The sequence below is a fragment of the Arthrobacter oryzae genome (genome assembly GCF_030812315.1).
Taxonomy (GTDB): Bacteria; Actinomycetota; Actinomycetes; order Actinomycetales; family Micrococcaceae; genus Arthrobacter; species Arthrobacter oryzae_B.
In genome coordinates this window covers 29,534-53,091 of sequence record NZ_JAUSSM010000003.1, presented here as the reverse complement: position 1 = coordinate 53,091, position 23,558 = coordinate 29,534, and the positions used below count along the sequence as shown (strand labels likewise).

Below are 23,558 nucleotides of genomic sequence, written 5' to 3'. Positions count from 1 at the left end.
GCGGCGGGCTAGAAGCGGGGCGGCAGCGGGCTGCCGTCCAGCGACCGCTCCTCCACCAGCTTTCCGCCCAGAATACGCTCGACGGCGGCGCGTCCAAAGACGCCCGATTCCTCGATGGTTTCGTCATCCGCACTGGGGATGTCCTGGACGTAGGTCTTGGTGGCGTCGGCCTGGCGCGCAGGAGCTTTAGCCCTGCCGGCTTCGGCCTCCGGGCTGTTGGAGAGCCGCTGGTACAGACTCTGTTTCACCGTCGTGGCGGGGCTGGCTGCCGGAGCAGGGGCGACCTGCGGCTGGGTTGCGTACCCCGCGGGTGATGGTGCAACCGCGACGTTCCGGACATCCGGCGCCGGCATCGCGGGTGACGGGTCCGCCGCGGCGGCGGGACCGTTCTGCCCGGACGGTGCCCAGCCCGCTGGGGAACTATCCGCAGAGGGACTCACCGCAGAGGAATTGCCCGCACCGGCGAGCACACCTACCGGCTGCTTGGTCTCGACCGGCCGAGGGGCTTCCGCGGCCTGGAGGGGCCGGGGTTCCTCCGGAGTCTCGGCGGCCCCGGGGAGCTGGGCTGCAGCGGGCTCGTAATGGGGTGTCGGGGGTTCCGGCTCAGCCGGCAGGCCGGCCATGTCGGGGCTGTCTACGGACTTGCCCACGTTCGACTCAGCACCCACGGTCCAGACGCCCGGCGCCTCTTCCATGGCGCGGGACCATGGATCGTCGCTGGACGTGCCGTTTGTCCCGCCCGCCGAGGACCTGCCTACGGATGACTTCTCGGCCGGTTGCCGGATTGAATCCCGGCCTTCCGGGGCCGGGCGGGCCGGTGTGACCGCCGATGCAGGGGCGGGCTGGAGTGGATGTGACTGCACCGGAGCAGACGGCATCCAGTCCATAGGCGGCTCTTCCTCCATCGGAGGGGCATCTTCGTCCAGGGGCGGACCCCAGTCATCGTCGGGGTAGCTGTAGGAACCGGAAGCGTCTTCTTGCGACTGCGTTGCCGGCGGAGCCTGCAGGGCGCCACCCGGAGCGGGGCTGGCCGGTGCGGGGATGGCCGGAGCGGGGCTGGCAGTAGCGGGGCTGGCAGGTGCGGGGCTGGCCGGTGCGGGGCTGGCAGTAGCGGGGCTGGCCGGTGCGGGGCTGGCCGGTGCAGCATCGCCAACTGCGCGGGCAGGCGCTGTACCCGGGCCCGGCTGGCGCGCAGGGGCATCGACGGAGGGCACGGGTGCGGGCGTCCCGCCGGGAGCGGCGTCCCCTCCCGTAGCCGCAGGGGCAAGGCCCCAGGCCACGTCAGCGGACGTCGCCGGTGTTTCCCGGCCAGCAGGTGTTTTTGGGGTCGCCGGTGTTTCCCGGCTAACGGGTGCTTTTGGGTTTGGCTCAGAGCTCGCTGAGCTGCTGGCGGCGCCGGACACTGCATTGATCTGGCAGTCGATGCCCACGGTTTTGTGGATTGCCTGGCGAAGATTTTCGGAGTGGTCTGCCCGTCCGAAGGCGCCGGCCAGCCCGGAGGTGGTGAATGAAAGAGTCAGCACCTGGCCGTCAAACTGGCCCACCTGGGCGTTGGGTTCCACAAGGGCCCAGGTGCTGCGTTTGATCTTGGTCAGGGTCTGCAGGATATCGGGCCACGCGCGGCGAAGGACCTCGACGTCGCCGCCGGGTCCGGCCGCCGGAATATGGGTTTCCGCCGCCGGCTGCCGTGCTTCGGTCCTCACAGGGGCCGGCTCGGCTGCGGTCGGCTGAACGGACGCCCGCTCAGATGGTGGCGGTGCCACTGCGGGCTCCACGGGGGCCGGCGGGGCGGCGGGACGCGAGGGGGCCTGGCCGGGCATGCCCCGGTTTGCTGTGACCGGCTCGTCAACAGGCCAGTCGGCCGTGGAGACGCGCGGTGGCGTGAGGGATTCCCGGGCGGGCCCTTCGCTGCCGCCTGCTGCGGGCTGGGCCTCGGCGGCCGGAGCCACTGCCGGTGCCGGGGCAACTGCGGGTGCTGGTGCAGGCGTGGCAGCGGGTGCCGAAGCCGGGCCCGAAGCAGCGGCCGCTGCCGGGACGGCAGGGGGTGCTGAGGACGCCGCAGGAGCGGCAGTCGGTGCCGGAGCCCCGACGTCGTTGCCGCCGTAGTTCAAGCGGCGCTCCACGCGGTCGATCCGGGCGGCGATACCGCGTTCAGTCTGCTCGGAGCTGGGGAGCAATATGCGCGCACACAGCAGCTCGAGGTGAAGCCGCGGCGACGTTGCCCCCGTCATCTCCGTGAGGGCTGTGTTGGTGACGTCCGCGGCCCGGGAAAGCTCGGCTGCGCCCAGGTTGTGCGCCTGGTTCTGGAGGCGGGCTATCTGGTCCGCAGGCATGCCGCGCAGGATCGACTGGGCGCTTTCCGGCATGGCCTGGACGATGATGAGGTCGCGGAAGCGCTCCAGGAGATCCTCGACGAAGCGGCGGGGATCGTGGCCGGTCTGGATGACGCGGTCCACGGCGCGGAAGACGGTAGCGGCGTCGGAAGCGGCCACGGCGTCCACGACGTCGTCCAGCAGGGACGCGTGGGTGTAGCCCAGGAGTGCCACGGCAAGTTCGTAGTCCAGCCCGCTGGGGCCGGCACCCGCCATCAGCTGGTCCAGGACGGAGAGCGAATCGCGGACTGAACCCCCACCGGCCCGGATGACCAGGGACAACACTCCGGGGGCCACAGGAACGTTTTCCTGGTTGCAGAGCAGCTCAAGGTAGGCCATGAGGGGTTCGGGGGGGACCAGCCGGAACGGATAATGGTGCGTCCGTGAACGGATGGTGCCTATTACCTTGTCCGGCTCCGTGGTGGCGAAGATGAACTTGATGTGTTCCGGCGGCTCTTCCACGATCTTGAGCAGCGCGTTGAAGCCGGCGGACGTGACCATGTGGGCTTCGTCGATGATGAAGATCTTGTAGCGGTCCCGGACGGGAGCGTACGTGGCGCGTTCGCGAAGGTCGCGGGCGTCGTCCACGCCACCGTGGCTGGCGGCGTCGATCTCGATTACGTCAAGGGAACCCGAGCCGCCGCGCGCCAGTTCAATGCAGCTGGGGCACTTGCCGCAGGGAGTGTCTGTGGGGCCCTCGGCGCAGTTCAGGCAGCGGGCCAGGATTCGTGCCGAAGTGGTCTTTCCGCAGCCGCGCGGACCGGAAAACAGGTAGGCGTGGTTGACGCGGTTCTTTCGCAGCGCCGTCATCAGCGGCTCCGTGACATGTTCCTGCCCGATAACGTCAGCAAACGAATCTGGACGGTATCTGCGATAAAGGGCGGTTGTAACACTCACAGAGAAAACCCTACCAATCCGGGCTGACAGTTTGCCGCCCTGTGGGGGAATAGTAAAGACCCCCCATGCACCCGCCAGAGCCCATTTACCCTTGCTACCTTCCGGTCCTGGGGGAGTTCAACAGGATGACGCCACATGAGGGGCCGTCAATGAGTTTACCCGATGATTTCGTGTGCCCCGAATCGGCTGCGAAGGACTTGTGTTCCGTCACGAGCGGTGCCCGTTCACTTCCCAGCTCATCAATGCCGGTTCCTCATAGGGGTGGGCTGAACGCAGGGCAAGGACCACTGCATCAAGCAGTTGCGCCTCCACGACGCATTCGATCCTTAGTTCCGGCACCTGTTCGCCCTGGCCCACAGAGCCGATGAAGGGACGGGATCCGGGGAGGGGTGTGAACCGGCCGGTGCCCGGTGCGGTGAATGCGCAGTGGGAGTAGTTGCCGATCCGTCCCGCCCCGGCCTCGCCTATGGCCGTGAGGACCGCCTCTGCGTGATCGGCGGGAACGTAGGTCACCAAAGCGTGGAGCTGCGTCATGCGCCCATCCTCTCAGGAACTTCGGACGCGGATAGCAGCACAAGTAGGTAACGGTCCGCCGATATTCAAGTAGCAACCCTTGCTTATCATCGGCACAAAGCGGACCATGGATATGTACACCGATTGGGGCAATCTCACTTGAACTCAAGGTTGTGAGCTGCAGGGCCTGGCGCGAGGGCCGGACCCGGCAGCTCAACGGTGTTCCGGAGGGATGGGCGCATTGGGGGCGTCCATTTTGACGTTAAGGACCCTTTTCCGGGATGCCTTGGGGTGGCGGGTTCAAGGGTGTGCCAGCCTGCGAAACCTGCGCCGGAGGCGTCCGCCGAATGCGTTGACGTAACGGTCAATAGGGCCCAATTGGGTGATGCCGAAAAGTTCAGGTATTCTAGTATCTGCTTTTGATTCAGAAGCTACTGGAGAATTCGCCTAGCGGCCTATGGCGCACGCCTGGAACGCGTGTTGGGTTAACGCCCTCGGGGGTTCAAATCCCCCATTCTCCGCGTTTGGCCCCGGTCCTCGGACCGGGGCCTTTTTGCGTTCCGGATCCTGTATCCACCGATTAGCGATGAATAGAGCCCAGTCGTCGTGCGATCAGAGTCACGCTGGGAAACCAGCGGGCCTGTCCCCGCTTAGGCCGCAATCCCCAAGCGGCGGAGGCGCCGCCTCGCTGCCTGTTCGCTTGGCCCAACCCTGCCCAGGGCAACATGGACGACGGCGAGAGTAACTTTGGTACCCAACCTCACCGGGAGCGGAAAAGGCCCCAGGCGCGGCGTCTGGAGTCCCAGCATGTCCCGGTACTTCGGCTCGAGGCTGGAAACAGCGGCGGCAAACAGCATCCTGTACCCGCGGCGCAGCGAAGGATGAAGCGGCGGGTTGCGGATGAACGCCACCATCTCGGCGACCCTCTCATCCGAGCGGAGGTCGCCGTCGTCGTACCAGCTGTCCAGCTGCTGCCGCATCTCCTCTTCGCTGAGCGGCGGCGACTCCACTCCCATCAGCCGGCCCGCCTGCGCCCACTCGCGGACGTAGGCATCCGGCCCGCCGGGGATGGGCCGGCCCCAAATTTTGTGGGCGGAGAGGAATGCGTCTGTGAACGCGATGTGCACCCACCGGAGCAGTTCGGGGTCATTGGCTGAGTAGCTCCGGGCGACGCCATGGCCGTCCACGTAGTCGCCGCGCACCGACTTGTGCAGCCGCAGTACCCAGTCGGACGCCTCACGCGCCGCGGCCGTGGAGCCATAGGACACTGTGAAGATCCACCGGATGGTTCCGGCAAGCCGTCCCAAGGGATCTTCGCGGAAGCGCGAGTGATCATAGACGCCAGCGAGGGCGCCCGGGTGCAGGGCCTGCATCAGGAGCGCACGGATGCCGGCCACGATGGTGGTCATCGACCCATGGACAGCCCAGACGGCCGACCCCGGAAGGTGATATCCGGCGTCGTCCCCGTCTTCCAGCCGGAGAGCCCAGTCCGGCACTGCATCCCGGGTCCCGGTGAATGTTTGTTTGAGCTCGGCCTGCCAATCCCCGAGGACATTGCGCATGCTTTATTCTCGCGCACGCGGCCTGGTACGGACCTGTGGGTGCGCCCCGGAGCTGTGAGCCAGCTGGGAATTCCGGCCGGAAAGACCGGAATTCCGCGGTAGCACTCCAACGGGATCGGTTTTGGGGGTTCCCAGCGGTAATGGCCCTGTGGTCCCATAGGAAACGTAAGTCCGTCGAGATTGGGGTCTGGCGGGCCTATCGCAGGAGTCAGCACGTGGGAAATCACTGGGGATATGGACACGAGGAACATCCCGCCAGGCCTTGTCTAGCCGCTGCGCGGCTGCTCGGCGTCTGCGCGGTTTCGACGCTGGGCGTGATCGCTTTTGGGCTTCAGGGACCGGTTCCTGCGCCGCCGGCCGGGGTCGTTTCAGCCTCGCAGCAGCCCGCGATGGGCGGTCCGGGAATTGCCCCCTCCTGGCCCGGGGCTTTCATGAAACCCCTGGGGATTGCGCCCGAAAGCATCTCTGCGAATGCCAATGCCCTGCTCTCTTTCAGCCGCAGCGACATCCGGACGACGTCCAAGAGCGGCAAGCACGAACTGAACGTTGCCTCCGACGAACTGAAGCGCCCTCCGGTCGGCTCGCTAATGGCGCCCCTCGAAATGCTGAATGAAACCTCGGGCTTCGGCCTTCGGGTGAGCCCATTGACTGGCACTGCGGGAGAGTTCCACTGGGGCCAGGACTTCGGAGCCGCATGCGGCACCCGCGTTTATGCGGCCGACGCCGGTGTGGTCAGGGCCGTTGGCTGGCATCCCTGGGGCGGCGGTAACCGGGTGGAGATCGATCACGGAAACGGGTTGATCACCACGTACAACCACCTCGAAGGGATCGCCGTCAAGAAGGGGGACTCCGTCCAGGTGGGCGAAGTCATCGCGAAGGTTGGCACCACAGGTTCGTCCACGGGATGCCACCTGCATTTCGAGACCATCCTCAACGGATCCCATGCCAACCCGCTCAAATGGACGCTCCTGCCCATCAAGCAGCTGGACGAACTCGGGAACATCGACATGATCAGCTACGCTCCCGGTGCGGATGCCCCTGCGGGCGATCCGACGTGGGCGATCCCGGTCTCTGCAGACAATTCGCATACGGTGACGGGAGGGGAGACGGAAGCCCCTGTCGGGGGAACCCCCTCGGCAACAGCGACCGGAACGCCATCCGCAACGGCGACCGGAACGCCGTCGGCCCCGGCGACGCAGCCGCCGAGCACTTCCGGTTCGCCGACCACACCGGGGAGCCCGACGGCGACCGCGACGCCGTCGGCTTCCGCCACACCGTCTGCCACGACAACCACGCCGCCGCCGACGGGTACTGCGCCGCCGACGGGTACTGCGCCGCCGACGGATACTGCGGCGACGACCGGGACGGGGCAGTCGACCGCGACTCCGACACCCACGTTCGCACCGACGTTTACCGCAGCGCCGGCGCCTACGGCGGAGCCGACAGCCGAGCCGACTCAGCAGCCCACCGGGGAGCCCGAGCCGGAACCCACTGCCACGGCGACCACCGAAGCCGCCACGGCCCCCGAGCCCACAGAAAGCCAGCCGGCTCCGACTCCGACGGCGACTCCGACTGCCACCCCCACTCCGTGACCTGACGTCCGGACCGACCTTCGCGAGGGCACGAACGCGGGCACTTGGCCGTTGTCCATAAATGGCAGCCGTGACCCATTTCTAAGGAGCCCTCTGTGAATTCCCTTTATCCCATTCAGCTGACGCTCAACGACGGAACGGAAACCGACTTTGGCCGTTTCAAGGGGAATGTGGTGCTGGTGGTCAATGTGGCCTCCCAGTGCGGCTTCACGCCGCAGTATGCCGGCCTCGAACTGCTCTACGGGAAGTTCCAGGACCAGGGTTTTGAGATCCTGGGGGTGCCCTGCAACCAGTTCGCCGGGCAGGAGCCGGGAAACGACGCCGAAATCGCCGAATTCTGCCAACGCAATTTCGGCGTGACATTCCCGCTGACCGCCAAGGCGAACGTCCGCGGCAAGAACCAGCACCCGCTCTATGCCGAGCTCACCCGGTTCAAGAACGGCCCGCTGCCAGGCCTGGTCAAGTGGAACTTCGAGAAGTTCCTGGTGAACCGCGCCGGCGCGGTGGTGGCGCGCTTTGCCCCCACGATGGAGCCCGACTCACCTGAGATTCTGGCTGCCATTGAAGACGCGCTCGCCTGACGCGACCGCATGCCAACGGCAGACAACATATGCGGGACCTTGGTCCCTGTTACCCCACCAACCCTCGGCCTAGACTGGCCGGACCCTTCGAACTAACCCCGCACGGCCGCGGCATTGACCGGCGCGCCGCATTGCAGGATGGTACGGCCGGCTCAAGCCGGCCGGGGGAGGGCGCATCAGTACTTCGTGAATCACAGCAGGGCACTCATTTTGGGCGCCCGTGAAACCAGGAGGAAAGAGATGACAGGGAACAAAGCAGTTGCCTACAAAGGACCGGGCAAAGTCGAACTGATCGACATTGACTATCCAAGCTTCGAACTCAAGGACGGTCCTGGCGTCAACCCCGCCAACGTTGGCCGTTCTGTGCGCCATGGGGTCATCCTCAAGACGGTCGCCACCAACATCTGCGGCTCCGACCAGCACATGGTCCGCGGACGTACCACAGCGCCTCCGGACCTCGTGCTGGGCCACGAAATCACCGGTGAAGTGGTGGAAGTTGGCCCCGACGTCGAGTTCATCAAGGTGGGGGACATCTGTTCCGTGCCCTTCAACATCGCCTGCGGACGCTGCAGGAACTGCAAGGAACGCAAGACCGGCATCTGCCTCAACGTCAATCCTGACCGGCCGGGAAGCGCCTATGGCTACGTCGACATGGGCGGCTGGGTAGGCGGGCAGGCCAACTACGTCCTGGTGCCGTACGCGGACTGGAACCTGCTGAAGTTCCCGGACAAGGACCAGGCCCTGGAGAAGATCCTCGACCTGGCCATGCTTTCCGACATCTTCCCCACCGGGTTCCATGGCGCCGTCACGGCAGGTGTTGGTGTGGGGTCAACCGTCTACATTGCTGGAGCGGGCCCCGTCGGCCTCGCTGCCGCAACCAGCGCCCACTTGCTGGGTGCCGCGGCCGTGATCGTTGGCGACCTGAACGAGCAGCGGCTGGCACAGGCCCGCAGCTTCGGCTGCGAGACCATCGACCTCACCAAGGGCGGCCCGGCCGACCAGATCGAGCAGATCCTGGGCGTTCCGGAAGTCGACTGCGGCGTTGACGCGGTGGGCTTCGAGGCACGCGGTCACGGCACCGGCGCGCAGGAGGCACCGGCCACGGTGCTGAACTCGCTGATGGAAATCACGGCTGCCGGCGGCGCGCTGGGCATTCCGGGCCTGTATGTCACGGGAGACCCTGGCGGTGTGGACGAGGCGGCGAAGAAGGGTTCGCTCTCGATCAGCCTGGGAACGGGATGGGCGAAGTCGCTGAGCTTCACCACCGGCCAATGTCCGGTGATGAAGTACAACCGCCAGCTGATGATGGCGATCCTGCACGACAAGGTGCACATCGCCAAGAACGTCAATGCCAAGGCGATCAGCCTGGAGGACGCGCCCAAGGGCTACGCCGAATTCGACGCCGGTGCCGCCACGAAGTATGTGCTGAATCCGAACGGCTACCTGAGCTAGCCGCCAGGTACTTGAGTAACCACCTGCCCGCGGACACATACCGAGGCGGGTATGTGTCCGCCGGGCTACTCGTTATTACGGTTTTTTCAAACATGCCTACTGGAGTTTGCACATTGTTAGCCGAATGTCTGATTGGATAGACATTACTGAGAGGGACACTGGAGGCGCCGCTTCCAACCAACCACGAAGGCAGTAATGGAGCTCATCGAGGCCGAACACCCCCGGCCGCGTCATTTTCTACTCCACCTGAGCGACCCCCACCTGTTGGGGGGTCCGGATCATCTGTATGGCGCAGTGGACAGCGAAGCCCGCCTGAAACAACTGTTTGAGGAAGTCAGAGCCTCAGGGGCGCGCCCGGAAGCCGTGATCTTCACCGGCGACCTGGCGGACCAGGGTGAACCCGAGGCGTACGCAAAGCTGCGGGCCATCGTGGAACCCGCCTGCAAGGCGATGAACGCCCAGGTCATCTGGGCCATGGGAAACCACGACGACCGTGAGAACTTCCGAACCGGGCTGCTCGACCAGACCGGAAACGACTCGCCGGTGGACCACAGCTACTTCGTCAACGGTCTCCGGGTGATCACGCTGGACACCTCGGTGCCGGGCTTCCACCACGGTGAGCTCAGCGAGGCGCAGTTGGAATGGCTCGCCGCGGAACTGGAGACGCCCGCGCCGGACGGCACCATCCTGGCGCTGCACCATCCTCCGGTGCCCTCCGTGCTGGACCTGGCCGTCCTCGTGGAGCTACGCGGCCAGCCGGCTTTGGCCAGGGTCCTGCGTAACTCGGATGTCCGCACCATCCTGGCCGGCCACCTGCACTACTCCACCACTGCCAGTTTCGCCGGCATCCCTGTTTCGGTGGCCTCCGCTACCTGCTACACGCAGGATCTGAACGTACCCGTGGGCGGTACCCGGCCCCGCGACGGAGGCCAGGCCTTCAACCTCGTGCACGTATACGAGCACACGATCGTGCACTCAGTTGTCCCCGTCGGTAGCGCAGCGGCAGTGGGCGAGGTGGTGACAGCTGCCGAAACCCAGCGGCGGCTGACGGCGGCCGGCATCAGGATTCCGCACAAGGCTAAAACGCACGGACACCCGCCAACACAGAGCATCCCCATGATCCGACTGGGCGGCTGAGTAGCCCTACTTTTCCCAGGGCGCCTTGATGGGGTAGTACTTCTCGAGGAATTCAGTGACCAGCTTGGCGCGTTCTTCCGCCTCCACTTCGGGGAAGCTGCCGTCGTTTAGGCAGAAGAAGTCCATGTTGCGCTTGGACAGGAGCTTGGGCAGGTAATTGAGGCCGGCGCGGGCGGTGGTGTCCACGTACCGCACCTTGGCCGCCGTCTGGGTCACTGCCCGCCCCGTCAGGAGGGCGTAGTAGTGATAGAAGGAATTCGTCACGGAGATGTTGTCCGCGGCACGGAACCGGCTGGCTGCGGTCTTGGCGAATTCCTGCGGGAATTCCTGCTCCATGGTGGCCGCGACGCTGCGCCGCAAGGGGGCTGCAGTGTGCTCCAGATGGCGGGTGGTGATGCGGCCGAACCGGTCCCACAGCAGCTTCCGGTTCACCCGGGCCGCGTTCTCGAACCCGCTGCGTTCCGCGTCGTTGTCGCCCAGGCCGATGCGGGTTTCCGCCTCAATGAACTTGGTGACGCCGCCCGGTGTGAAGAACATGTCCGGTCCCACTGCACGGCCGAAGAACATGTCGTCGTTCGAGTACAGGAAGTGCTCCGAGAGTCCTTCGATGTGGTGCAACTGGCACTCCACGGCCTGCGAATTGTGCGTGGGGAGCACTGACGGGTCCGCGAAGAACTCCTCACTGCGCACAATGGTCACCGTGGGGTGGTCGGCCAGCCAGGCCGGGGCCGGGGAGTCCGTGGCGATGAAGATGCGCCGCACCCACGGCGCGAACATGTACACCGAACGCAGGGCGTACTTCAATTCGTCGATCTGGCGGAAGCGGGCCTCGTGGTCATCGCCCTCGCCCACGACGACGCCGGCCATCCGGGCACGCCGCGCCGCGATGTATTCCGGCGAGCTGCCGTCCACCCACGAAAACACCATGTCAATGTCGAAGCTGATGTCGCTGGCGTGATCCGCGAACATGTTCTCGATGGTGGGCCAGGTGTGGCCGTAGCGTTCCACCGTGCCGCGCACGGCGTCGGTGGTGAGCATGGTCCGGCGGGTAAGGGAGTTTTCGATGGGCAAAATCAGCTGCTTGCCTTCGAAGCTCCACAGCTCGATCTGCACGCCGGCGGACGAACCAAACTCGAAACCGCCGTCGGGCTCCACCCTCGGACGGTAGAGCCGGAAGATCCGGGACTGGCGGTTGATGGAGAGCTCGCCGTCGGCAACCAGCACCGAGGACTTTTTCTTGGCGTCCACGGTCATGGAGTAAACGGGCTCGTCGCGGCACGCCTCCACCAGCGCGGCCCGGAGCTTCTTCCGGTCCTTCCAGTCCAGCGCAATGACGGGCCGGTGGTTATTTCCGCGGACCAGGAGGTAGTCCAAGCCAGCGTTGGCAAGGACATTGCGGATGAACAGCAGGTCCTCCACCATGGCCTGGTACGGCGTTCGGGTGGAATTGATCAGCGCATAACGTCCCCGGTGGCGCACCACGTCGGGGCGGTGTTTCAGGCGTGCAACAGCAGCCGGCGACGTTACCTCGGGGTGGCTTCTGCCGTCGTCGGAAGCCTGACCGCCGTAGTAGATCTCATCCTGAACCAGTGCGTCTGTAATGGTGTTTCTCCGAGCTGTTGTCTATAGAGGGCCTATTTGCATGATAACCCGCGTAAAAAAACTGGACGAATCCCGACGCGGGCACCGGAGCCGTGCGGCGCCCCGCGCTGGCCGTGCCTGGCGCGACGCCAGGAACGCCGGGGCTAGCCGGCCAGGGCCTCCCGCCAGTTACGCAGGAAAGCGCCGCCGGCGTCGTCGTGGATCACACTTTCAGCCAGCCCCAGATCGGCTGCCGTCAGGACCTCATACGGCTTGACGGGCACGCCGTCCGCAGGGCGGACGTCGACGTGCTTCACCTCGTGGTCGTTGTGGTGCAGCCAGTCAGCCATCGCGTAGTCGGTGCGTGAATCGCCCACCGTCCGCCAGGCCAGCGGCCGGATGCCCTGCGCCGCGAGCAGTTCCACGGCACGGCTGGCACCCAGGTCCTTGCCGAGGCGAACGGATTCGATGTCCGTGGAAATGATGGTGGGATCCACCCGGTAGTCGATCTGGTCATCGGAATCGGGAGCGTGGTGGTCCAGCCGGACCACGCCCAGGCCGTGGCGGGCCATGAGCTCCATCGCGTCGGTGTCGAACAGTTTCTGTTCGTCGAGGTAGTCCTGGCTGGGCACATCGATGTGCTGCTCCACCGACACCATGGCCCGCTTGGTTTCGTCGTAGAACATGTGTTTCGCGTAGTCCTCGGAGACCAGCCGGCGGACGTCGTCGCCGTAGGCGCCGGGGACTGCCAGCTCGTGGTCCACATGCACGGGGCCCGGCCCGGCAGCCGTGTAACTGAACCAGACAGCGCCTTTTTCGCAGATGGCGTGAATGATTGTTCCGGCGGGCATGCCGGCCGCGATCATGGGCTCCATGACCTGTTCGCGGATGAACGCGTCCGAGCGGCCCGTATTGAAGATGACGGGAATCCCGGCCGTGGCCAGGGCCACCATGTCCGCAATGATCTCGGGCTTGACATCGCGGGTGACCGGACTCGCCACTGGGCCATCGACGTCGAGCAGGAGGGCAAGGGGAGGAGCCGACGGCGAGGCGGCAGCTGGGTTCTCGGGTGCAGTCATAGGTCCATTCTGGCAGTCCGGGGCGGCACGGCGCAGAATGTTGCCTCGCTGCGACGCAGGCGGTCAATGGTCACCGTTTGGCTACAACCTTGGAACAGCGCTGGGTCATTCGTTCCCTTGGCCGGGCAAGTTCCATAGGCTTGCAGGGTGATATTCAAAGCTGTGGGCGAGGGACGCCCTTACCCCGACCATGGTTACAACACCCCCAGGGAGTGGGCCGCGCTTCCGCCGCGTCCTGTCCGGCTCGATGAGCTGGTGACCACCAAACGTACCCTCGACCTTGAGGCTCTCCTCGCCGAGGATTCCACGTTCTTCGGCGATCTCTTTCCCCACGTTGTGCAGTACCGGGGAACCCTGTACCTCGAGGACGGGCTGCACCGTGCTGTCCGGACGGCACTGCATCAGCGCACCGCCATCCACGCCCGTGTGCTGGTGATAGATGGCTAGGAAACCCAAGGACATCAACGTCCTCCACGGGCACCGGGTGGTTTCCGGGAAGGAACTCAGGGCCACTTTCGTTGAGCCGGACGACACCGCGGAGAACCCCGTCCGGCTGCGCCGCCGGATCCTGCACGGCGTGGTACTGGTGATTCTGGTGGGGCTGATCATCGCTGCCATCATCGTTGCGTTGGCCATCATGAACGGACAGATCAAGATCCCGACGGCGGAGCGGAGCCGGGCTTCTGTGTCGGCGTGCCCGACGGCTACTTTTGACTACACACCGAACGACAAGGTCAGCCTGAACGTCTACAACGGCACCAACCGGCCCGGCCTGGCCCGTTCCGTGGCCGACGAGTTCCTGGCCAGGAAATTCGCGGTGGCCGACGTGGGCAACACCCAGTCCGGCTACCGGGGCGTGGCCGCGGTGGTTTCCGGGGCTGCCGGGCAGTCGGCCGCGTTCAGTGTCCAGCGCAACCTGCCGGAATCGGATTACTTCCAGGACGGACGTTCCGACGGCAGCGTGGACGTGATCCTGACGGGTGATTTCAAGGAACTGACCGGGCCCGAACTTGTGGACCAGACGCCCGGCAAGCTCAGCTGCCCGCGCGAGAGCCGCCGGATCGTGGACAGTGCCAAGTGGCCGGTGATCCCCAAAGCCGGGTAGGCGACTAGGGCTGGCTGAAACTCACGGGACGGCCGCCGTCGTCGAAACGTGCCCCCGCGCCCAGCTGGATGAACCGGACAGTGCGGAGCACCGCCTCCGGACTGCCGTCCCCGCGCGCCGCACTGGACGACAGGGTGCCGTGGATCAGCTGCGCCAGTTGCACGATGTCCGCGGCGGGGAGATAGCCCTGGGCCATCGCGTCGCGCAGGATGTCCTGCAGGAGCAGGCTGAGCTCGCCCACGTGGTCCGCGAGCTTCGAGAAGGACGCCGGCGAGAGCACAGCGGCCATGGCCGGGCCCGGCGGCAGGTGGCGGCGGCTCAGGTCCTCCACCTGGGCACGGACATACAGCGCCAGGCGTTCCACCGGGTTCTCCAGGGACTGCAGCGACTCCCGGAGGCCGTCAAGGAAGCGTTCGGTTTCGTCCAGCGCGTAGGCGATGAGCAGCTCTTCGATGTCCGCGTAGTAGTTGTACACGGCAGTGCGGCCGATCCCTGCATGGCGGGCAACATCGGTCATGGTGAGCCCGGGCAGGCCGTGGGTGAAGAGGAGCTCGCCGAAGCCCGTCAGGATGCGGCGTTGGGTCTCGGCTCGTTGGGCAGCGTTCGTGGCGGCCGAAATCCTAGGCATACAGACACTTTACAGTGATCTGTCAGCAAACCCCGGCACCGCGGCGCCGGAGTCAGATGGCGCAGCCGTCGGGGCCGCACGCTTCGGCCCCGCCTTCGCTGCCGGGGGCTCCGGTGCCGGCCATCACGAGGGGCTGCTTCTCCTGCCACGCCTGGTGGAGCGCCTGGCTGAACATCGCCGACGGCTGGGCGCCGGACAGTCCGAACTTGCGGTCAATCACGAAGAACGGCACGCCGCTGATACCCAGGGCACGGCCCTCTTCGAAGTCGAATCTGACGTCGTCGGCGTACTTGTCGGTGGTGAACAGTTCGTCCAGTTCCCCGTCGTTGATCCCCAGGTCACGGCCCAGGGAAGTGAGGTACTCCCGGCTGCCGATGTCCCGGCCGTGCTCGAAGTGGTCGCTCAGCAGGCGCTCCTTGGCGGCGTCCTGCTTGCCGTGGGCTGCGGCCAGGTGGATCAGCCGGTGGGCGGTGAAGCTGTTGGCAACCACGACGGCGTCGAACCGGTAGTTGAGGCCCTCACCCCTGGCCTGTTCAGCCACGTGTTCGAACATCTGTGAGACCTGCGCCGGCGCCATGCCTTTGCGGGTGCTGAGGTATTCCAGTTCGGTGCCGTCGTAGTGCTCGGGCAAGGTGGGGTCGAGCTGGTAGCTGCGCCACTGCACCTCCACGGAATCGCGGTGCGGGAATTCGGCCAGGGCCGCTTCGAAACGGCGCTTGCCGATGTAGCACCAGGGGCAGGCGACATCGGACCAGATCTCAATCTTCATGCTTGCGACAACCGGGTGCACGGTGCATCCATTCCCCGGCGGCATGTCGCTTTGGTCACTGCCGAAGGAGCGCGAACTGGCAGCTGATGACCTCAGGGCAGGGATTTAAGGTCATCACCTGCCCGTTCACGCTTCGGGGCTTCGCTTCGGGCGGGTCGGGGCGGGGCGGGGCTTAAGTGTCCGTTCGCGCTCGGGGGCTTAAGTGTCCGTTCGCGCTTCGGGGCTTCGCTGGGGGCGGGGGAGCGCCTGCTCCATCACGAAGTCGTGCTCCACAGTGGATCCCAGGGTGAACGACTTGGTGCCGACCTTCCGGAAACCCGATTTCTCGTAGAAACGGATGGCCTTGGCGTTCTGGCTGTTGACACCCAGCCACATTCCGCGGGCACCGGCGGCAGCGGCCTCGCCGAGGCTGGCGTGCATCAGCTCCGCCGCGGCGCCCAGCCCGTGGTGGTCGGGGTGGACGTAGCACTTGCTGAGCTCGGTGGCCGGTAGGGCGGTCAGGGCGGCGGCAACGTCCGGATCCCGGACCGGCCGGTCCACGAGCATGCTGTAGCCGCGGAGCTCGCCGTCGGAGTCGATTACCAGGACCGTGATGTCCGGGTCCGCGAGATAGCTGTGGAAATTTGCTTCGCTGAGCGTTGCCGCCAGATGCGCCGCGATGTCGGCGCGGGAGGACTCCGGCGGGCAGGCGAGCGGAAAGGTGACGGCGGCAAGCCCGGCCAGCCGGCCGGCGTCGTCCGCGGTTGCTTTCCGGATGGTGTGCGTCATGTCCAAAACTCTAGTGTGTCGCTTGTATGCCGGTAGTGCAGTCAGAGGCTGCGCAGGAAAGCCAGGCCCCTTGTGGCCAACTCGTCCTGGCTCGGGGCCAGCGGCCGCCAGATGGAGGCCGCTACGGCGATTGCGGCATTCTCCACGGTAAAACTTTCGATGTTCAGCGGTCCGCCGTAGCCCACCTCGTCCAGGACCCGCACGAAGCCTTCCCAATCCGTCTGGTCTCCGCCGGGGGCGCCGCGGTCGTTGCCGCAGACCTGTACGTGAACGAGGTGTTCTCCGGCGGCCCGAACCGCAGCGGTAACCGAACGTTCTTCGATGTGAAGGTGGTAGCTGTCCAGCGCGAGGCCGACGCCGTTGCCGAGCAACGGCTCCAGCGCCTCGAGAGCCTGTTCGACCGTGTTGATGAGCGATGTTTCGTACCGGTTCAGCGGTTCGATGCCCAGGACGACGCCCGCTTCCTGGGCCCGGACCGCCACCGGCTGCAGATTTCGGCGCAGCTCGGCGTAGGCCTCGTGCCGCTGCTCACGCGACATCCGCCAGACCCGGCCGGTCTGGGCGTAGAAAGGACCGCACACGGTGGGCGAGCCGATGCTGCCGGCCATGGTGATGCAGGCCATCAGGTAGGCCTGGGTCCTTTCCACGGAGGCCGGAGCCGCGGCCACCAGGTCCCGGCCCGGCGCCATGGCACCGACAATAAACGGTGTGAGCCCCGTGGCCGCGAGGGATTCCCGCACCGCGGCGGGCGTGAAGTCGCCGTCGTTTTCCAACGGCAGTTCGACGGCGTCAAACCCCATCGCGGCGATTTTCGCCAGCAGCCCGCCCAGGTTGGCGTCGGTCAAGGGAGATTCCCAGACCCACGTGCTGATCCCGACAAGCCGTTTCACGCTGCCTCCTTCCGACGCCGAGGGCCCGCGGGTCGGCGCCGCGGGCCCCACCGGACAGTGTCAGGGCATTTGCCGCTTCTGCCAGACCTCCGGGTAGCCGGGCAGGTCTTCGCCGCCGAATTTGGCGTAGTGCCCGCCGGGCATCCCCTGATTGCGCTGCAGCCAGGAGTCCAGCTCGTCCGCGAGGATAGGCTTCTGCGGCAGAACCCATTCGGCCGGGATCTGCTCACCCTTGAAGATCTTTTCCAAGGCCAGCAGCGGGGTCCGCCACTGGAAGTTGGAGTAGACGGGGGCCATGGCATCGATTCCGGTTTCCTTCCACTTGGTCAGGAAGCTCATCTCGTCCTCGCCGGTCATCACGGGCAGGTCCTTGCCGGCATCCTCGAACGCCTCGAGGGCAGCCACAGCACCGTCCCCGGCATCCATCCAGACGCCCTGGACGTCACCGGTGGCCAGTTCATCGGAGATGATCTTCTTGATCTCGGTGGGGTCGGCACCGGTGAAGTAGTCCTTGGCCTGGATTCCTTTCTCTTCAAAGATCTTCTTTGCCGCCGCCCAGCGGTGCTCCAGCACGTCAACGCCGGGGAGGATGCGGAGGGCCACCACCTTGTCGCCGGACTGCAGCCTGTCGGTCAGGAACGTGGCGGTATCGATGCCCCAGGCGAAGCCGCCTATCGGGTGGATGAACGTGGTGGCGCAGTCTGTTTCGACGCCGCGGTCAAAAACGACCACAGGCTTGCCGGTCTGGCAGGCACGTTCCACGGCCTGGGTCAGGGCCGCGGTCGAATTGGGCGAAATGACGAACGCGTCGCAGTTCCCCTCGTCGATGAAGTAATCAATGTCCGCGATCTGGGTGTTGTCGTTGTCCTTGGCGTCCCGGGTTTCCATTTCTGAAATGACACCCGAGGCCCGCAGGACCTGCAGCTGCTGGTTCATGGTGATCCAGCCGGTCTGCCGCCAGGGGTTGGAGATGGAGGCGTTGGCGAAGCAAACCTTGTGCGGTCCGGCCGCGGCGAACTTGGCGGTGTCCGTCATGTCGCCCGCGATGTACTGCAGGTAGGGTTGCTCGGCGTTCCCTTCAAAGGTTGCCGAGCGTTGCTTAAACTGCCCGTCGTAAAGCGCCTGGTCAAACCATTCCTGGCTTGCCGGTGTGGTTGCCGCCGGTGAGCCGGTACCCGTTGCCGTCGTTTCAGTAACCGACGGATCCGTGGTGGTACAGGCAGTCAGCACCACCAGTGGCAATGCTGCCCCAAGTGCGATCGCGCGAATAGAGTGTTTGCGCATCAGACTCGATCTCCTCCTTGTTCGGTGCCCTCGTGGGGCATGGGTGCTGCAGTCAGCCGGTGCCGTTCGTCATGGGCATCGGAAGTGGCTCCCTTGCGCTTGCGCTGCCATGACTTGGACGCTGCTGCCACAGCAATGATGATGATTGCCCCCTGGACCGTGTCCCGCCAGGTCGCCTGGACGCCCATGAAGTTCAGGAGGGTGAACAGCGCCTCGAGGGCGAACGCCCCGGCCGCCGCGGACAGGACCCAGCCGCGTCCGCCGCCCAGCACGACACCACCGAGGACGACGGCGGTGATCGCCGTGAACTCGTAACCCCGCCCCACTGACGGATGCACCCCCGCATAGCCGACCAGCAGGATCCCGGCCACAGTTGCCGACAGCGACGAGAGGATGAACGCCCGCGTCCGCACCCACCAGACACGGGAACCGGCAAGCGCGGCCGCCGCAGGATTGTCACCGACTGCGATGAGCATGCGGCCGAAAGGGCGGCGCATCAGGCCGAACGCCAGGACCGCCACCGCAGCCAGGATTATGACGGGGTAAGGAATGATCTCCAGCACCGGGACGTCCTGGATCCCGCCGCGCCCTATCTGGCGAAAGCTGTCCGCCGGGTTTCCCTGGGCCGCGCCGCCGGTCCAGTAGAGGACCAGCCCGAGCAACGCCAGCATCATGCCCAGGGTCACAATGAAGCTGGGCACCTTCAGCAGCGTTGAGATCAGTCCGTTCACGAGCCCGATAAAGGCACCCAGCACAAACATCAGGATCAGCACCGGAATCACCCTGGAATCGTCCTGCCGGATGAGGTTGCCGGCAACGATGACCTGCATGGTCACCACCGACCCCATCGACAGGTCGAATTCGCCGCTGACAATGACGAAATACTGTCCGACGGCGGCGATGGCGATCGGGGCCGTCCTGCCGATGAACCGGATGAAGGAGCCCGGCTCCCCGAAGGAAGGGTTCAGCACGATGATGGCCGTCAGGAGGCTGATCAACAGAATGAAGACGGCCCCGCCCGGGGTGCGTACAGCACGCAGGAGCCGCTGGGAACGGCTCGCTCGGTTCTGCCGGAGGACCGCACTGCGCCCCGACGGCAGTGCTGTGCTCATGGCCCCTCCGCAGGCGCAGCCTGTGCGGCCGGCGCCTCCGCGGAACCCTTCGAGGTGAACCGCTCGGGCCTGCTGACGATCCTGCGGCGGGCATAGACGGCGACTGCAACGACGATCACGACGCCCCTGACCACGTCCTTGAGGAAGGGGTTGACCTGCATGACGGACATGATGTTGTCCATCATGGCGAAGATCAGTACGCCGCCGAGGGTGCCGGTGATGGTCCCCTTTCCGCCGGCCAGCAAGGTTCCGCCGAGGACCACGGCGGCGATGGAGAGCAGGTCGTAGCCGCCCTGGGAACCTACCGTCGGGCTGCCCACGCCCAGCCGGCTGGCAAGGAGCAGCCCCGCCATTCCCGCCAGCAGCGAACAGATCACATGGGCCGTGATGACCGGCACGTCGATGCGGATTCCGGAGGTCCGTGCCACGGAAATGTCCCCGCCGACGGCGTAGAGGTGGTGGCCCACGCGGGTGCGGTGGAGCAGCAGCATGGCCAGGCCAGCACACGCCAGCATGATGATTGTCGATATGGGAACGGGCCCCAGGCCCGTTGCCCCGATGAGGCGGAAGGAGAGCGGGGTCTGGCCGAAGCTCCCCTTGAAATTGGTGGCCAGGTAGCCGCTGATTATCAGACCCATGCCCAGTGTGGCGATGAACCCGTGCACGTTCAGGCGGGCCACGATGAGCCCGTTTGCGAGGCCGATGACCGCCGCGGCCCCCAGCGTCAGCAGCACGCCGGGCAGGACGTTGCCCGGGTTGTTGGCCATCACGCCGGCCGCGATGAGGCTGGCCAGGCTGGTCACGTAGGGAACAGACAGGTCCAGGCTGCCTGCAAGGATGACGAGCGTCTGGCCGATGGCGATGAAACCCAGGACGCTGGTTCCGGTCAGGATGCTGGAGATGTTGCCCTGGCTGAAGAAATTCCGCCCGATCGTGCCGACGAGTACCGCACCGGCGATCAGCGTCAGTAGCGCCACCAGGTAGACGATCTGCGTGGAGGACAGGCGCTCGACGAGGCTGCCGCGCTGGTTCATGCCCCTCCTTCCGGAGCAGTCCTGGCGCCCGTTCCCAGCTGCAGGATGGCTTCCTCGGACGTTCCGGCCGGAAGCTCGCCAGCCAGGCGCCCGTCGCGCATGACCAGGATCCGGTCGGACATGCCGATCACCTCCGGCAGTTCGCTGGAGACCATCAGGATGGCCTTGCCTTCGGCTGCGAGCTTGCGCATCAACCGGTACACCGCAACCTTGGCTCCCACATCTATGCCGCGGGTGGGTTCATCCAGCAGGACCAGGCGGGGCCGGATGGCCAGCCATTTGGCGAGGACCACTTTCTGCTGGTTCCCGCCCGAAAGGTACTGCACCTCCTGGTCCAGGTCCCGGGCGACTACTTCCAGGGAGGAAAACACCCCCGGAATCTCGGTTCTTACCGCTCCTGTGCGGCGCGGGAAAACTGACCTGATCACGCTGAGCGCGTTATCCAGGATGGACTGGTTCAAGCTCAGGCCCTCAGCCTTGCGGTCTTCGGTGATGAGGGCCATGCGCGCCCGGACGCCGTCCCGCGGCGACTTCGGCAGCAGCTCCCGGCCTTCCACCGTCATCGTCCCGCGGTCAAAGGGGGCGGCGCCGAAGATGGCGTGAAGCATTTCCGTCCGGCCCGAGCCCTGGAGGCCGGCAAGGCCGACAATCTCCCCCGGCTGAACGCTGAAGCTGATCCCGTCCAGTTGGCCGTTTCCGGCCCCCTGCAATTCCAGGATGGGCCCTGCGGGTAACCCAGGACCTTCAGCATTGTTGCCTTCAGCATCCCTGTCTGCCCGGGGCAGCTTGTCCGGGAAGAAGGCTGAAATGGGCCGCCCCACCATCAGCCGGACCAGCCGTGCATCGTCGAGTTCAGACGCGGGGCCGGTGCTGACAACCCGGCCGTCCTTCAGGACGGTGATGACGTCGCACAGGTCGAAGAGTTCCCGGAGCCGGTGGGAGACGTAGAGGATGGCCGTGCCACGTTCCCGGAGGCGGGACACGATCTGGTAGAGGAGCTCAACTTCGGCGCCGGCCAGGGCGGCGGTGGGCTCGTCCATGGAGATGATCCGGGCGTCGTAGCTGACCGCCTTCGCAATCTCCACTACCTGCTGCTCAGCCACGGTCAGGCTCCGCACCTGCGTCGTGGGCCGGATGGCGGTGATCCCGAGCGAGTCCAGCAACTCCGCCGTCTTGTCGTTCATCAAGGCCTTGTTCACCAGGACTCCGCGTCTAGGTTCCCTGCCTAGGTAGATGTTCTCGGCCACCGTGCGGTCGGGAAGGAGGTTGAACTCCTGGAACACCGATGACAGCCCGGCCTCGTGGGCCTTAGTCGGGTGGCTGAAGTTCACTTCTTGGCCGTCCAGCAGGACCGTGCCGGCATCCGGCTGGTACACCCCAGCAAGCACCTTCATGAGGGTGGACTTTCCTGCGCCGTTTTCGCCCACAAGCCCGTGCACCTGGCCCCTGTGAAGACTGAGGTGGGCGTCTTCCAGTACGGGAATGCCGAAGAAACTCTTGGTCAGCCCGCGGACCTCCAGGAGGGGTGGTGGCGCCGTGGAACCCTGATGAAGCCCACCGGGGACTGACGCCGCGCCAGTCCCATTGTGGTTCTCCATCGATTCGCCCACGACTAACTGTTACAGGGCCGATTCCGTTCAGTCAAGGGATAAACGATTGCTCACTACTAGGGGCCATTCGGCAGGGTTTTCCTATTCCGCGACGTCCTTGAGGAATGTTCGGATGCCGTCCACCACCAGCTGGTGGTCGTCGTCGGAGGACAGCCCGGATACCGTGACAGCGGCGACGACGCCCGTTCCGCGGACCCGGATGGGAAACGATCCTCCGGCCAGCGTGTAGTCCTCCGGAGTGAGCCAACCGCCTTGTGTAGGGTCGGCGCCCTTGGAAGCGAACTGCTCGGTGAGGAGCGCAGTGCTGTGCTCAAAGCGCAAGGTGGTTGCAGACTTGCGGCGGATCCACTCCTCCTGGTCGGCCGTGGCGCCGGGCAGGACACAGCGGAAGAGCACGATGTTGTGCCGGCGGATATCAATCGCTACTCCATGGCCTTCGGCAATTGCGCGGTTGGCGATGAGCGAGCCGAGCCGCCAGGCGTCGTGGTGGTCGAACTGCGGGAAGACAAGTTCCTCCTCGTGCTGGCGTAGTTCGGCGAGCCGGGGTGAATCGGTGTCAGTCATTGCTGTCCCTTTCCGGTGTGGCGTCGGCGGCGTAGCTGAGCCCGATCTGTCGGCGGATCTCGTCCATGGCGGCCATGATGGCCACGGTCTCGCCCGGCGGAAGGATGGAGCCAGCTGTGGCTCCTTCGCTGACCAGCCGCTCCAGCTCGGCGGCCTGGAACTGCATCCCCCTGCTGTTCACGGGTTGGTCGAACCGCTCCAGGACGTTGCCGTGGGTGTCGAACACTGTGAAGGGCGTCGGGTTGTACCAAGTGGCTTCGATGTCGATCCACCCTTCTGTCCCGATGACCACGGCCCGGTTGGGGCCGGCCGCGTCAAGTTCGCAGTCCAGGATGGCCTGCCGTCCGCCTGCGTATTCGAAGATCGCCGCGGTCTGGCGGTCCACGCCCGTTGCCGTCATGGAGGCGCTGGCCCGGATGGTTTCCGGAGTGCCGAAGATGTCAAAGGCAAAGGAGACGGGGTAGACGCCGAGGTCCAGCAGCGCACCGCCGCCCAGGGCAGGATCGTTCAGCCTGTGGGCAGGGTCCTTGGGAAGGTTCTGGTTGTGGCTGGCGATGACCTTGCGGATCTCGCCGATCGTGCCGTCCCGGATGATTTCGCGGAGCCGGATCATGTGTGGGAGGAAGCGGCTCCACATGGCCTCCAGGGCCACGAGGCCCTTGGACCCGGCCAGCTCAACGATCTCCCTCGCTTCACGGGCGTTGATGGTGAACGCCTTCTCTACCAGGACGTGCTTCCCGGCATTGAGGGCGAGGAGCGCGTTCGCGTGGTGGAAGGGGTGGGGCGTGGCAACGTAAATGACGTCCACATCCGGGTCCGCAACCAATGCTTCATAGCTGTCATGGGCGGTGGGAATGCTGTATTTGTCACCGAATGCCCTGCTCGATTCCATGCTGCGGGAACCGACAGCCTGCACCGTGAAGCCGTTCTCGAGCAGGTCCTGCGTTTGCAGGTCAGCGATGAAGCCGGTGCCGAGGATTCCCCAGCGGATTTGTCCGTCGGAAGTGCCATGGGGGTGGTTCGTCACG

At 65.6% G+C, this 23,558-nt stretch carries 21 protein-coding genes, 1 tRNA gene and 1 other RNA gene; 7 read left to right on the top strand and 16 right to left on the bottom strand.

Annotation, left to right across the window (positions count from 1 at the left end):
• Positions 1 to 8 precede the first annotated feature (8 nt).
• From J2S97_RS06990 to J2S97_RS06980, 3 genes are all read right to left on the bottom strand, one after another.
• A complete protein-coding gene (locus J2S97_RS06990; RefSeq protein ID WP_307047889.1) occupies positions 9 to 3,269 on the bottom strand; it encodes a DNA polymerase III subunit gamma and tau in 3,261 nt (1,086 codons plus the stop codon).
• A 51-nt stretch (positions 3,270 to 3,320) separates the two neighbouring features.
• An RNA gene (ffs, locus tag J2S97_RS06985) (signal recognition particle sRNA small type) lies at positions 3,321 to 3,417 on the bottom strand.
• Positions 3,418 to 3,476: 59 nt separating this feature from the next.
• On the bottom strand, positions 3,477 to 3,803 hold the full coding sequence (locus J2S97_RS06980; protein ID WP_307047887.1) for a hypothetical protein: 327 nt from the start codon (positions 3,801 to 3,803) through the stop codon (positions 3,477 to 3,479).
• Between the two features lie 415 nt (positions 3,804 to 4,218).
• Here J2S97_RS06980 and J2S97_RS06975 point away from each other — a divergent pair.
• Positions 4,219 to 4,303: transfer RNA gene (locus J2S97_RS06975), tRNA-Ser, on the top strand.
• Positions 4,304 to 4,432: 129 nt separating this feature from the next.
• On the opposite strand, the gene J2S97_RS06970 is transcribed toward J2S97_RS06975, so the two are convergent.
• On the bottom strand, positions 4,433 to 5,344 hold the full coding sequence (locus J2S97_RS06970; RefSeq protein WP_307047886.1) for an oxygenase MpaB family protein: 912 nt from the start codon (positions 5,342 to 5,344) through the stop codon (positions 4,433 to 4,435).
• 431 nt (positions 5,345 to 5,775) lie between these two features.
• Here J2S97_RS06970 and J2S97_RS06965 point away from each other — a divergent pair, with 431 nt between their 5' ends.
• The 4 genes from J2S97_RS06965 to J2S97_RS06950 all read left to right on the top strand — a co-directional run bounded on the left by J2S97_RS06965 (position 5,776) and on the right by J2S97_RS06950 (position 10,106).
• Entirely contained in the window at positions 5,776 to 6,936 is a 1,161-nt protein-coding gene (locus tag J2S97_RS06965) for a M23 family metallopeptidase (RefSeq protein WP_307047884.1), read from the top strand.
• A gap of 95 nt (positions 6,937 to 7,031) precedes the next feature.
• Positions 7,032 to 7,517 carry a glutathione peroxidase gene (locus J2S97_RS06960; protein ID WP_307047882.1) on the top strand — a complete coding sequence of 162 codons (486 nt, stop codon included), beginning with the start codon at positions 7,032 to 7,034 and terminating at the stop codon, positions 7,515 to 7,517.
• A gap of 240 nt (positions 7,518 to 7,757) precedes the next feature.
• A complete protein-coding gene (fdhA, locus tag J2S97_RS06955) occupies positions 7,758 to 8,969 on the top strand; it encodes a formaldehyde dehydrogenase, glutathione-independent (protein ID WP_307047880.1) in 1,212 nt (403 codons plus the stop codon).
• A gap of 195 nt (positions 8,970 to 9,164) precedes the next feature.
• Positions 9,165 to 10,106, top strand: coding sequence for a phosphodiesterase (locus tag J2S97_RS06950; protein WP_307047878.1), 942 nt, complete (start codon positions 9,165 to 9,167; stop codon positions 10,104 to 10,106).
• A 6-nt stretch (positions 10,107 to 10,112) separates the two neighbouring features.
• Here J2S97_RS06950 and J2S97_RS06945 read toward each other — a convergent pair whose 3' ends face one another.
• On the bottom strand, positions 10,113 to 11,588 hold the full coding sequence (locus J2S97_RS06945) for a stealth family protein (protein ID WP_373460512.1): 1,476 nt from the start codon (positions 11,586 to 11,588) through the stop codon (positions 10,113 to 10,115).
• Between the two features lie 263 nt (positions 11,589 to 11,851).
• Positions 11,852 to 12,766 carry a hypothetical protein gene (locus tag J2S97_RS06940; RefSeq protein WP_307047876.1) on the bottom strand — a complete coding sequence of 305 codons (915 nt, stop codon included), beginning with the start codon at positions 12,764 to 12,766 and terminating at the stop codon, positions 11,852 to 11,854.
• Positions 12,767 to 12,913: 147 nt separating this feature from the next.
• Between J2S97_RS06940 and J2S97_RS06935 the strand changes: the two genes are divergently transcribed.
• Both J2S97_RS06935 and J2S97_RS06930 read left to right on the top strand, forming a co-directional pair.
• On the top strand, positions 12,914 to 13,213 hold the full coding sequence (locus J2S97_RS06935) for a type II toxin-antitoxin system VapB family antitoxin (RefSeq protein ID WP_307047874.1): 300 nt from the start codon (positions 12,914 to 12,916) through the stop codon (positions 13,211 to 13,213).
• Positions 13,206 to 13,871, top strand: coding sequence for a LytR C-terminal domain-containing protein (locus tag J2S97_RS06930; RefSeq protein WP_307047872.1), 666 nt, complete (start codon positions 13,206 to 13,208; stop codon positions 13,869 to 13,871). The genes J2S97_RS06935 and J2S97_RS06930 overlap by 8 nt, the downstream gene beginning before the upstream one ends.
• Before the next feature lie 4 nt (positions 13,872 to 13,875).
• Here J2S97_RS06930 and J2S97_RS06925 read toward each other — a convergent pair whose 3' ends face one another.
• The 10 genes from J2S97_RS06925 to J2S97_RS06880 form a co-directional block, all read right to left on the bottom strand.
• Complete coding sequence (locus J2S97_RS06925) at positions 13,876 to 14,499, bottom strand: TetR/AcrR family transcriptional regulator (RefSeq protein ID WP_307047870.1); 624 nt, start codon at positions 14,497 to 14,499, stop codon at positions 13,876 to 13,878.
• 52 nt (positions 14,500 to 14,551) lie between these two features.
• Positions 14,552 to 15,268 carry a DsbA family oxidoreductase gene (locus J2S97_RS06920; RefSeq protein WP_307047868.1) on the bottom strand — a complete coding sequence of 239 codons (717 nt, stop codon included), beginning with the start codon at positions 15,266 to 15,268 and terminating at the stop codon, positions 14,552 to 14,554.
• Positions 15,269 to 15,466: 198 nt separating this feature from the next.
• Positions 15,467 to 16,036: a GNAT family N-acetyltransferase gene (locus tag J2S97_RS06915; RefSeq protein WP_307047866.1), complete on the bottom strand. Its 570-nt coding sequence runs from the start codon at positions 16,034 to 16,036 to the stop codon at positions 15,467 to 15,469.
• Between the two features lie 41 nt (positions 16,037 to 16,077).
• The gene (locus J2S97_RS06910) at positions 16,078 to 16,926 is read right to left on the bottom strand and encodes a sugar phosphate isomerase/epimerase family protein (RefSeq protein ID WP_307047864.1); all 849 of its coding nucleotides are present in this window, start codon (positions 16,924 to 16,926) and stop codon (positions 16,078 to 16,080) included.
• Between the two features lie 60 nt (positions 16,927 to 16,986).
• Positions 16,987 to 18,210 (bottom strand): substrate-binding domain-containing protein, encoded by a 1,224-nt coding sequence (locus J2S97_RS06905; protein ID WP_307047862.1) that lies wholly within the window; start codon positions 18,208 to 18,210, stop codon positions 16,987 to 16,989.
• Positions 18,210 to 19,322 (bottom strand): ABC transporter permease, encoded by a 1,113-nt coding sequence (locus J2S97_RS06900; RefSeq protein WP_307047860.1) that lies wholly within the window; start codon positions 19,320 to 19,322, stop codon positions 18,210 to 18,212. Before J2S97_RS06900 ends, J2S97_RS06905 begins: the two co-directional genes overlap by 1 nt.
• Positions 19,319 to 20,356, bottom strand: coding sequence for an ABC transporter permease (locus J2S97_RS06895; RefSeq protein ID WP_307047858.1), 1,038 nt, complete (start codon positions 20,354 to 20,356; stop codon positions 19,319 to 19,321). The genes J2S97_RS06900 and J2S97_RS06895 overlap by 4 nt, the downstream gene beginning before the upstream one ends.
• Positions 20,353 to 21,954, bottom strand: coding sequence for a sugar ABC transporter ATP-binding protein (locus tag J2S97_RS06890; protein WP_373460528.1), 1,602 nt, complete (start codon positions 21,952 to 21,954; stop codon positions 20,353 to 20,355). Before J2S97_RS06890 ends, J2S97_RS06895 begins: the two co-directional genes overlap by 4 nt.
• A gap of 93 nt (positions 21,955 to 22,047) precedes the next feature.
• Positions 22,048 to 22,530, bottom strand: a complete 483-nt coding sequence (locus J2S97_RS06885; protein WP_307047854.1) for a heme-degrading domain-containing protein — start codon at positions 22,528 to 22,530, stop codon at positions 22,048 to 22,050.
• Entirely contained in the window at positions 22,523 to 23,557 is a 1,035-nt protein-coding gene (locus J2S97_RS06880) for a Gfo/Idh/MocA family protein (RefSeq protein ID WP_307047852.1), read from the bottom strand. Before J2S97_RS06880 ends, J2S97_RS06885 begins: the two co-directional genes overlap by 8 nt.
• Between the last annotated feature and the right edge of the window lies 1 nt (position 23,558).

What these genes read in the sequence shown, in the direction of transcription:
- J2S97_RS06980 (WP_307047887.1), bottom strand. Translation starts at nt 3,803, where the DNA reads ATGACGCAGCTCCACGCTTTGGTGACCTACGTTCCCGCCGATCACGCA.
- J2S97_RS06950 (WP_307047878.1), top strand. Translation starts at nt 9,165, where the DNA reads ATGGAGCTCATCGAGGCCGAACACCCCCGGCCGCGTCATTTTCTACTC.
- J2S97_RS06930 (WP_307047872.1), top strand. Translation starts at nt 13,206, where the DNA reads ATGGCTAGGAAACCCAAGGACATCAACGTCCTCCACGGGCACCGGGTG.
- J2S97_RS06890 (WP_373460528.1), bottom strand. Translation starts at nt 21,954, where the DNA reads ATGGAGAACCACAATGGGACTGGCGCGGCGTCAGTCCCCGGTGGGCTT.
- J2S97_RS06905 (WP_307047862.1), bottom strand. Translation starts at nt 18,210, where the DNA reads ATGCGCAAACACTCTATTCGCGCGATCGCACTTGGGGCAGCATTGCCA.
- J2S97_RS06900 (WP_307047860.1), bottom strand. Translation starts at nt 19,322, where the DNA reads ATGAGCACAGCACTGCCGTCGGGGCGCAGTGCGGTCCTCCGGCAGAAC.
- J2S97_RS06965 (WP_307047884.1), top strand. Translation starts at nt 5,776, where the DNA reads ATGAAACCCCTGGGGATTGCGCCCGAAAGCATCTCTGCGAATGCCAAT.
- J2S97_RS06895 (WP_307047858.1), bottom strand. Translation starts at nt 20,356, where the DNA reads ATGAACCAGCGCGGCAGCCTCGTCGAGCGCCTGTCCTCCACGCAGATC.
- J2S97_RS06885 (WP_307047854.1), bottom strand. Translation starts at nt 22,530, where the DNA reads ATGACTGACACCGATTCACCCCGGCTCGCCGAACTACGCCAGCACGAG.
- fdhA (WP_307047880.1), top strand. Translation starts at nt 7,758, where the DNA reads ATGACAGGGAACAAAGCAGTTGCCTACAAAGGACCGGGCAAAGTCGAA.
- J2S97_RS06920 (WP_307047868.1), bottom strand. Translation starts at nt 15,268, where the DNA reads ATGAAGATTGAGATCTGGTCCGATGTCGCCTGCCCCTGGTGCTACATC.
- J2S97_RS06970 (WP_307047886.1), bottom strand. Translation starts at nt 5,344, where the DNA reads ATGCGCAATGTCCTCGGGGATTGGCAGGCCGAGCTCAAACAAACATTC.
- J2S97_RS06925 (WP_307047870.1), bottom strand. Translation starts at nt 14,499, where the DNA reads ATGCCTAGGATTTCGGCCGCCACGAACGCTGCCCAACGAGCCGAGACC.
- J2S97_RS06915 (WP_307047866.1), bottom strand. Translation starts at nt 16,036, where the DNA reads ATGACGCACACCATCCGGAAAGCAACCGCGGACGACGCCGGCCGGCTG.
- J2S97_RS06940 (WP_307047876.1), bottom strand. Translation starts at nt 12,766, where the DNA reads ATGACTGCACCCGAGAACCCAGCTGCCGCCTCGCCGTCGGCTCCTCCC.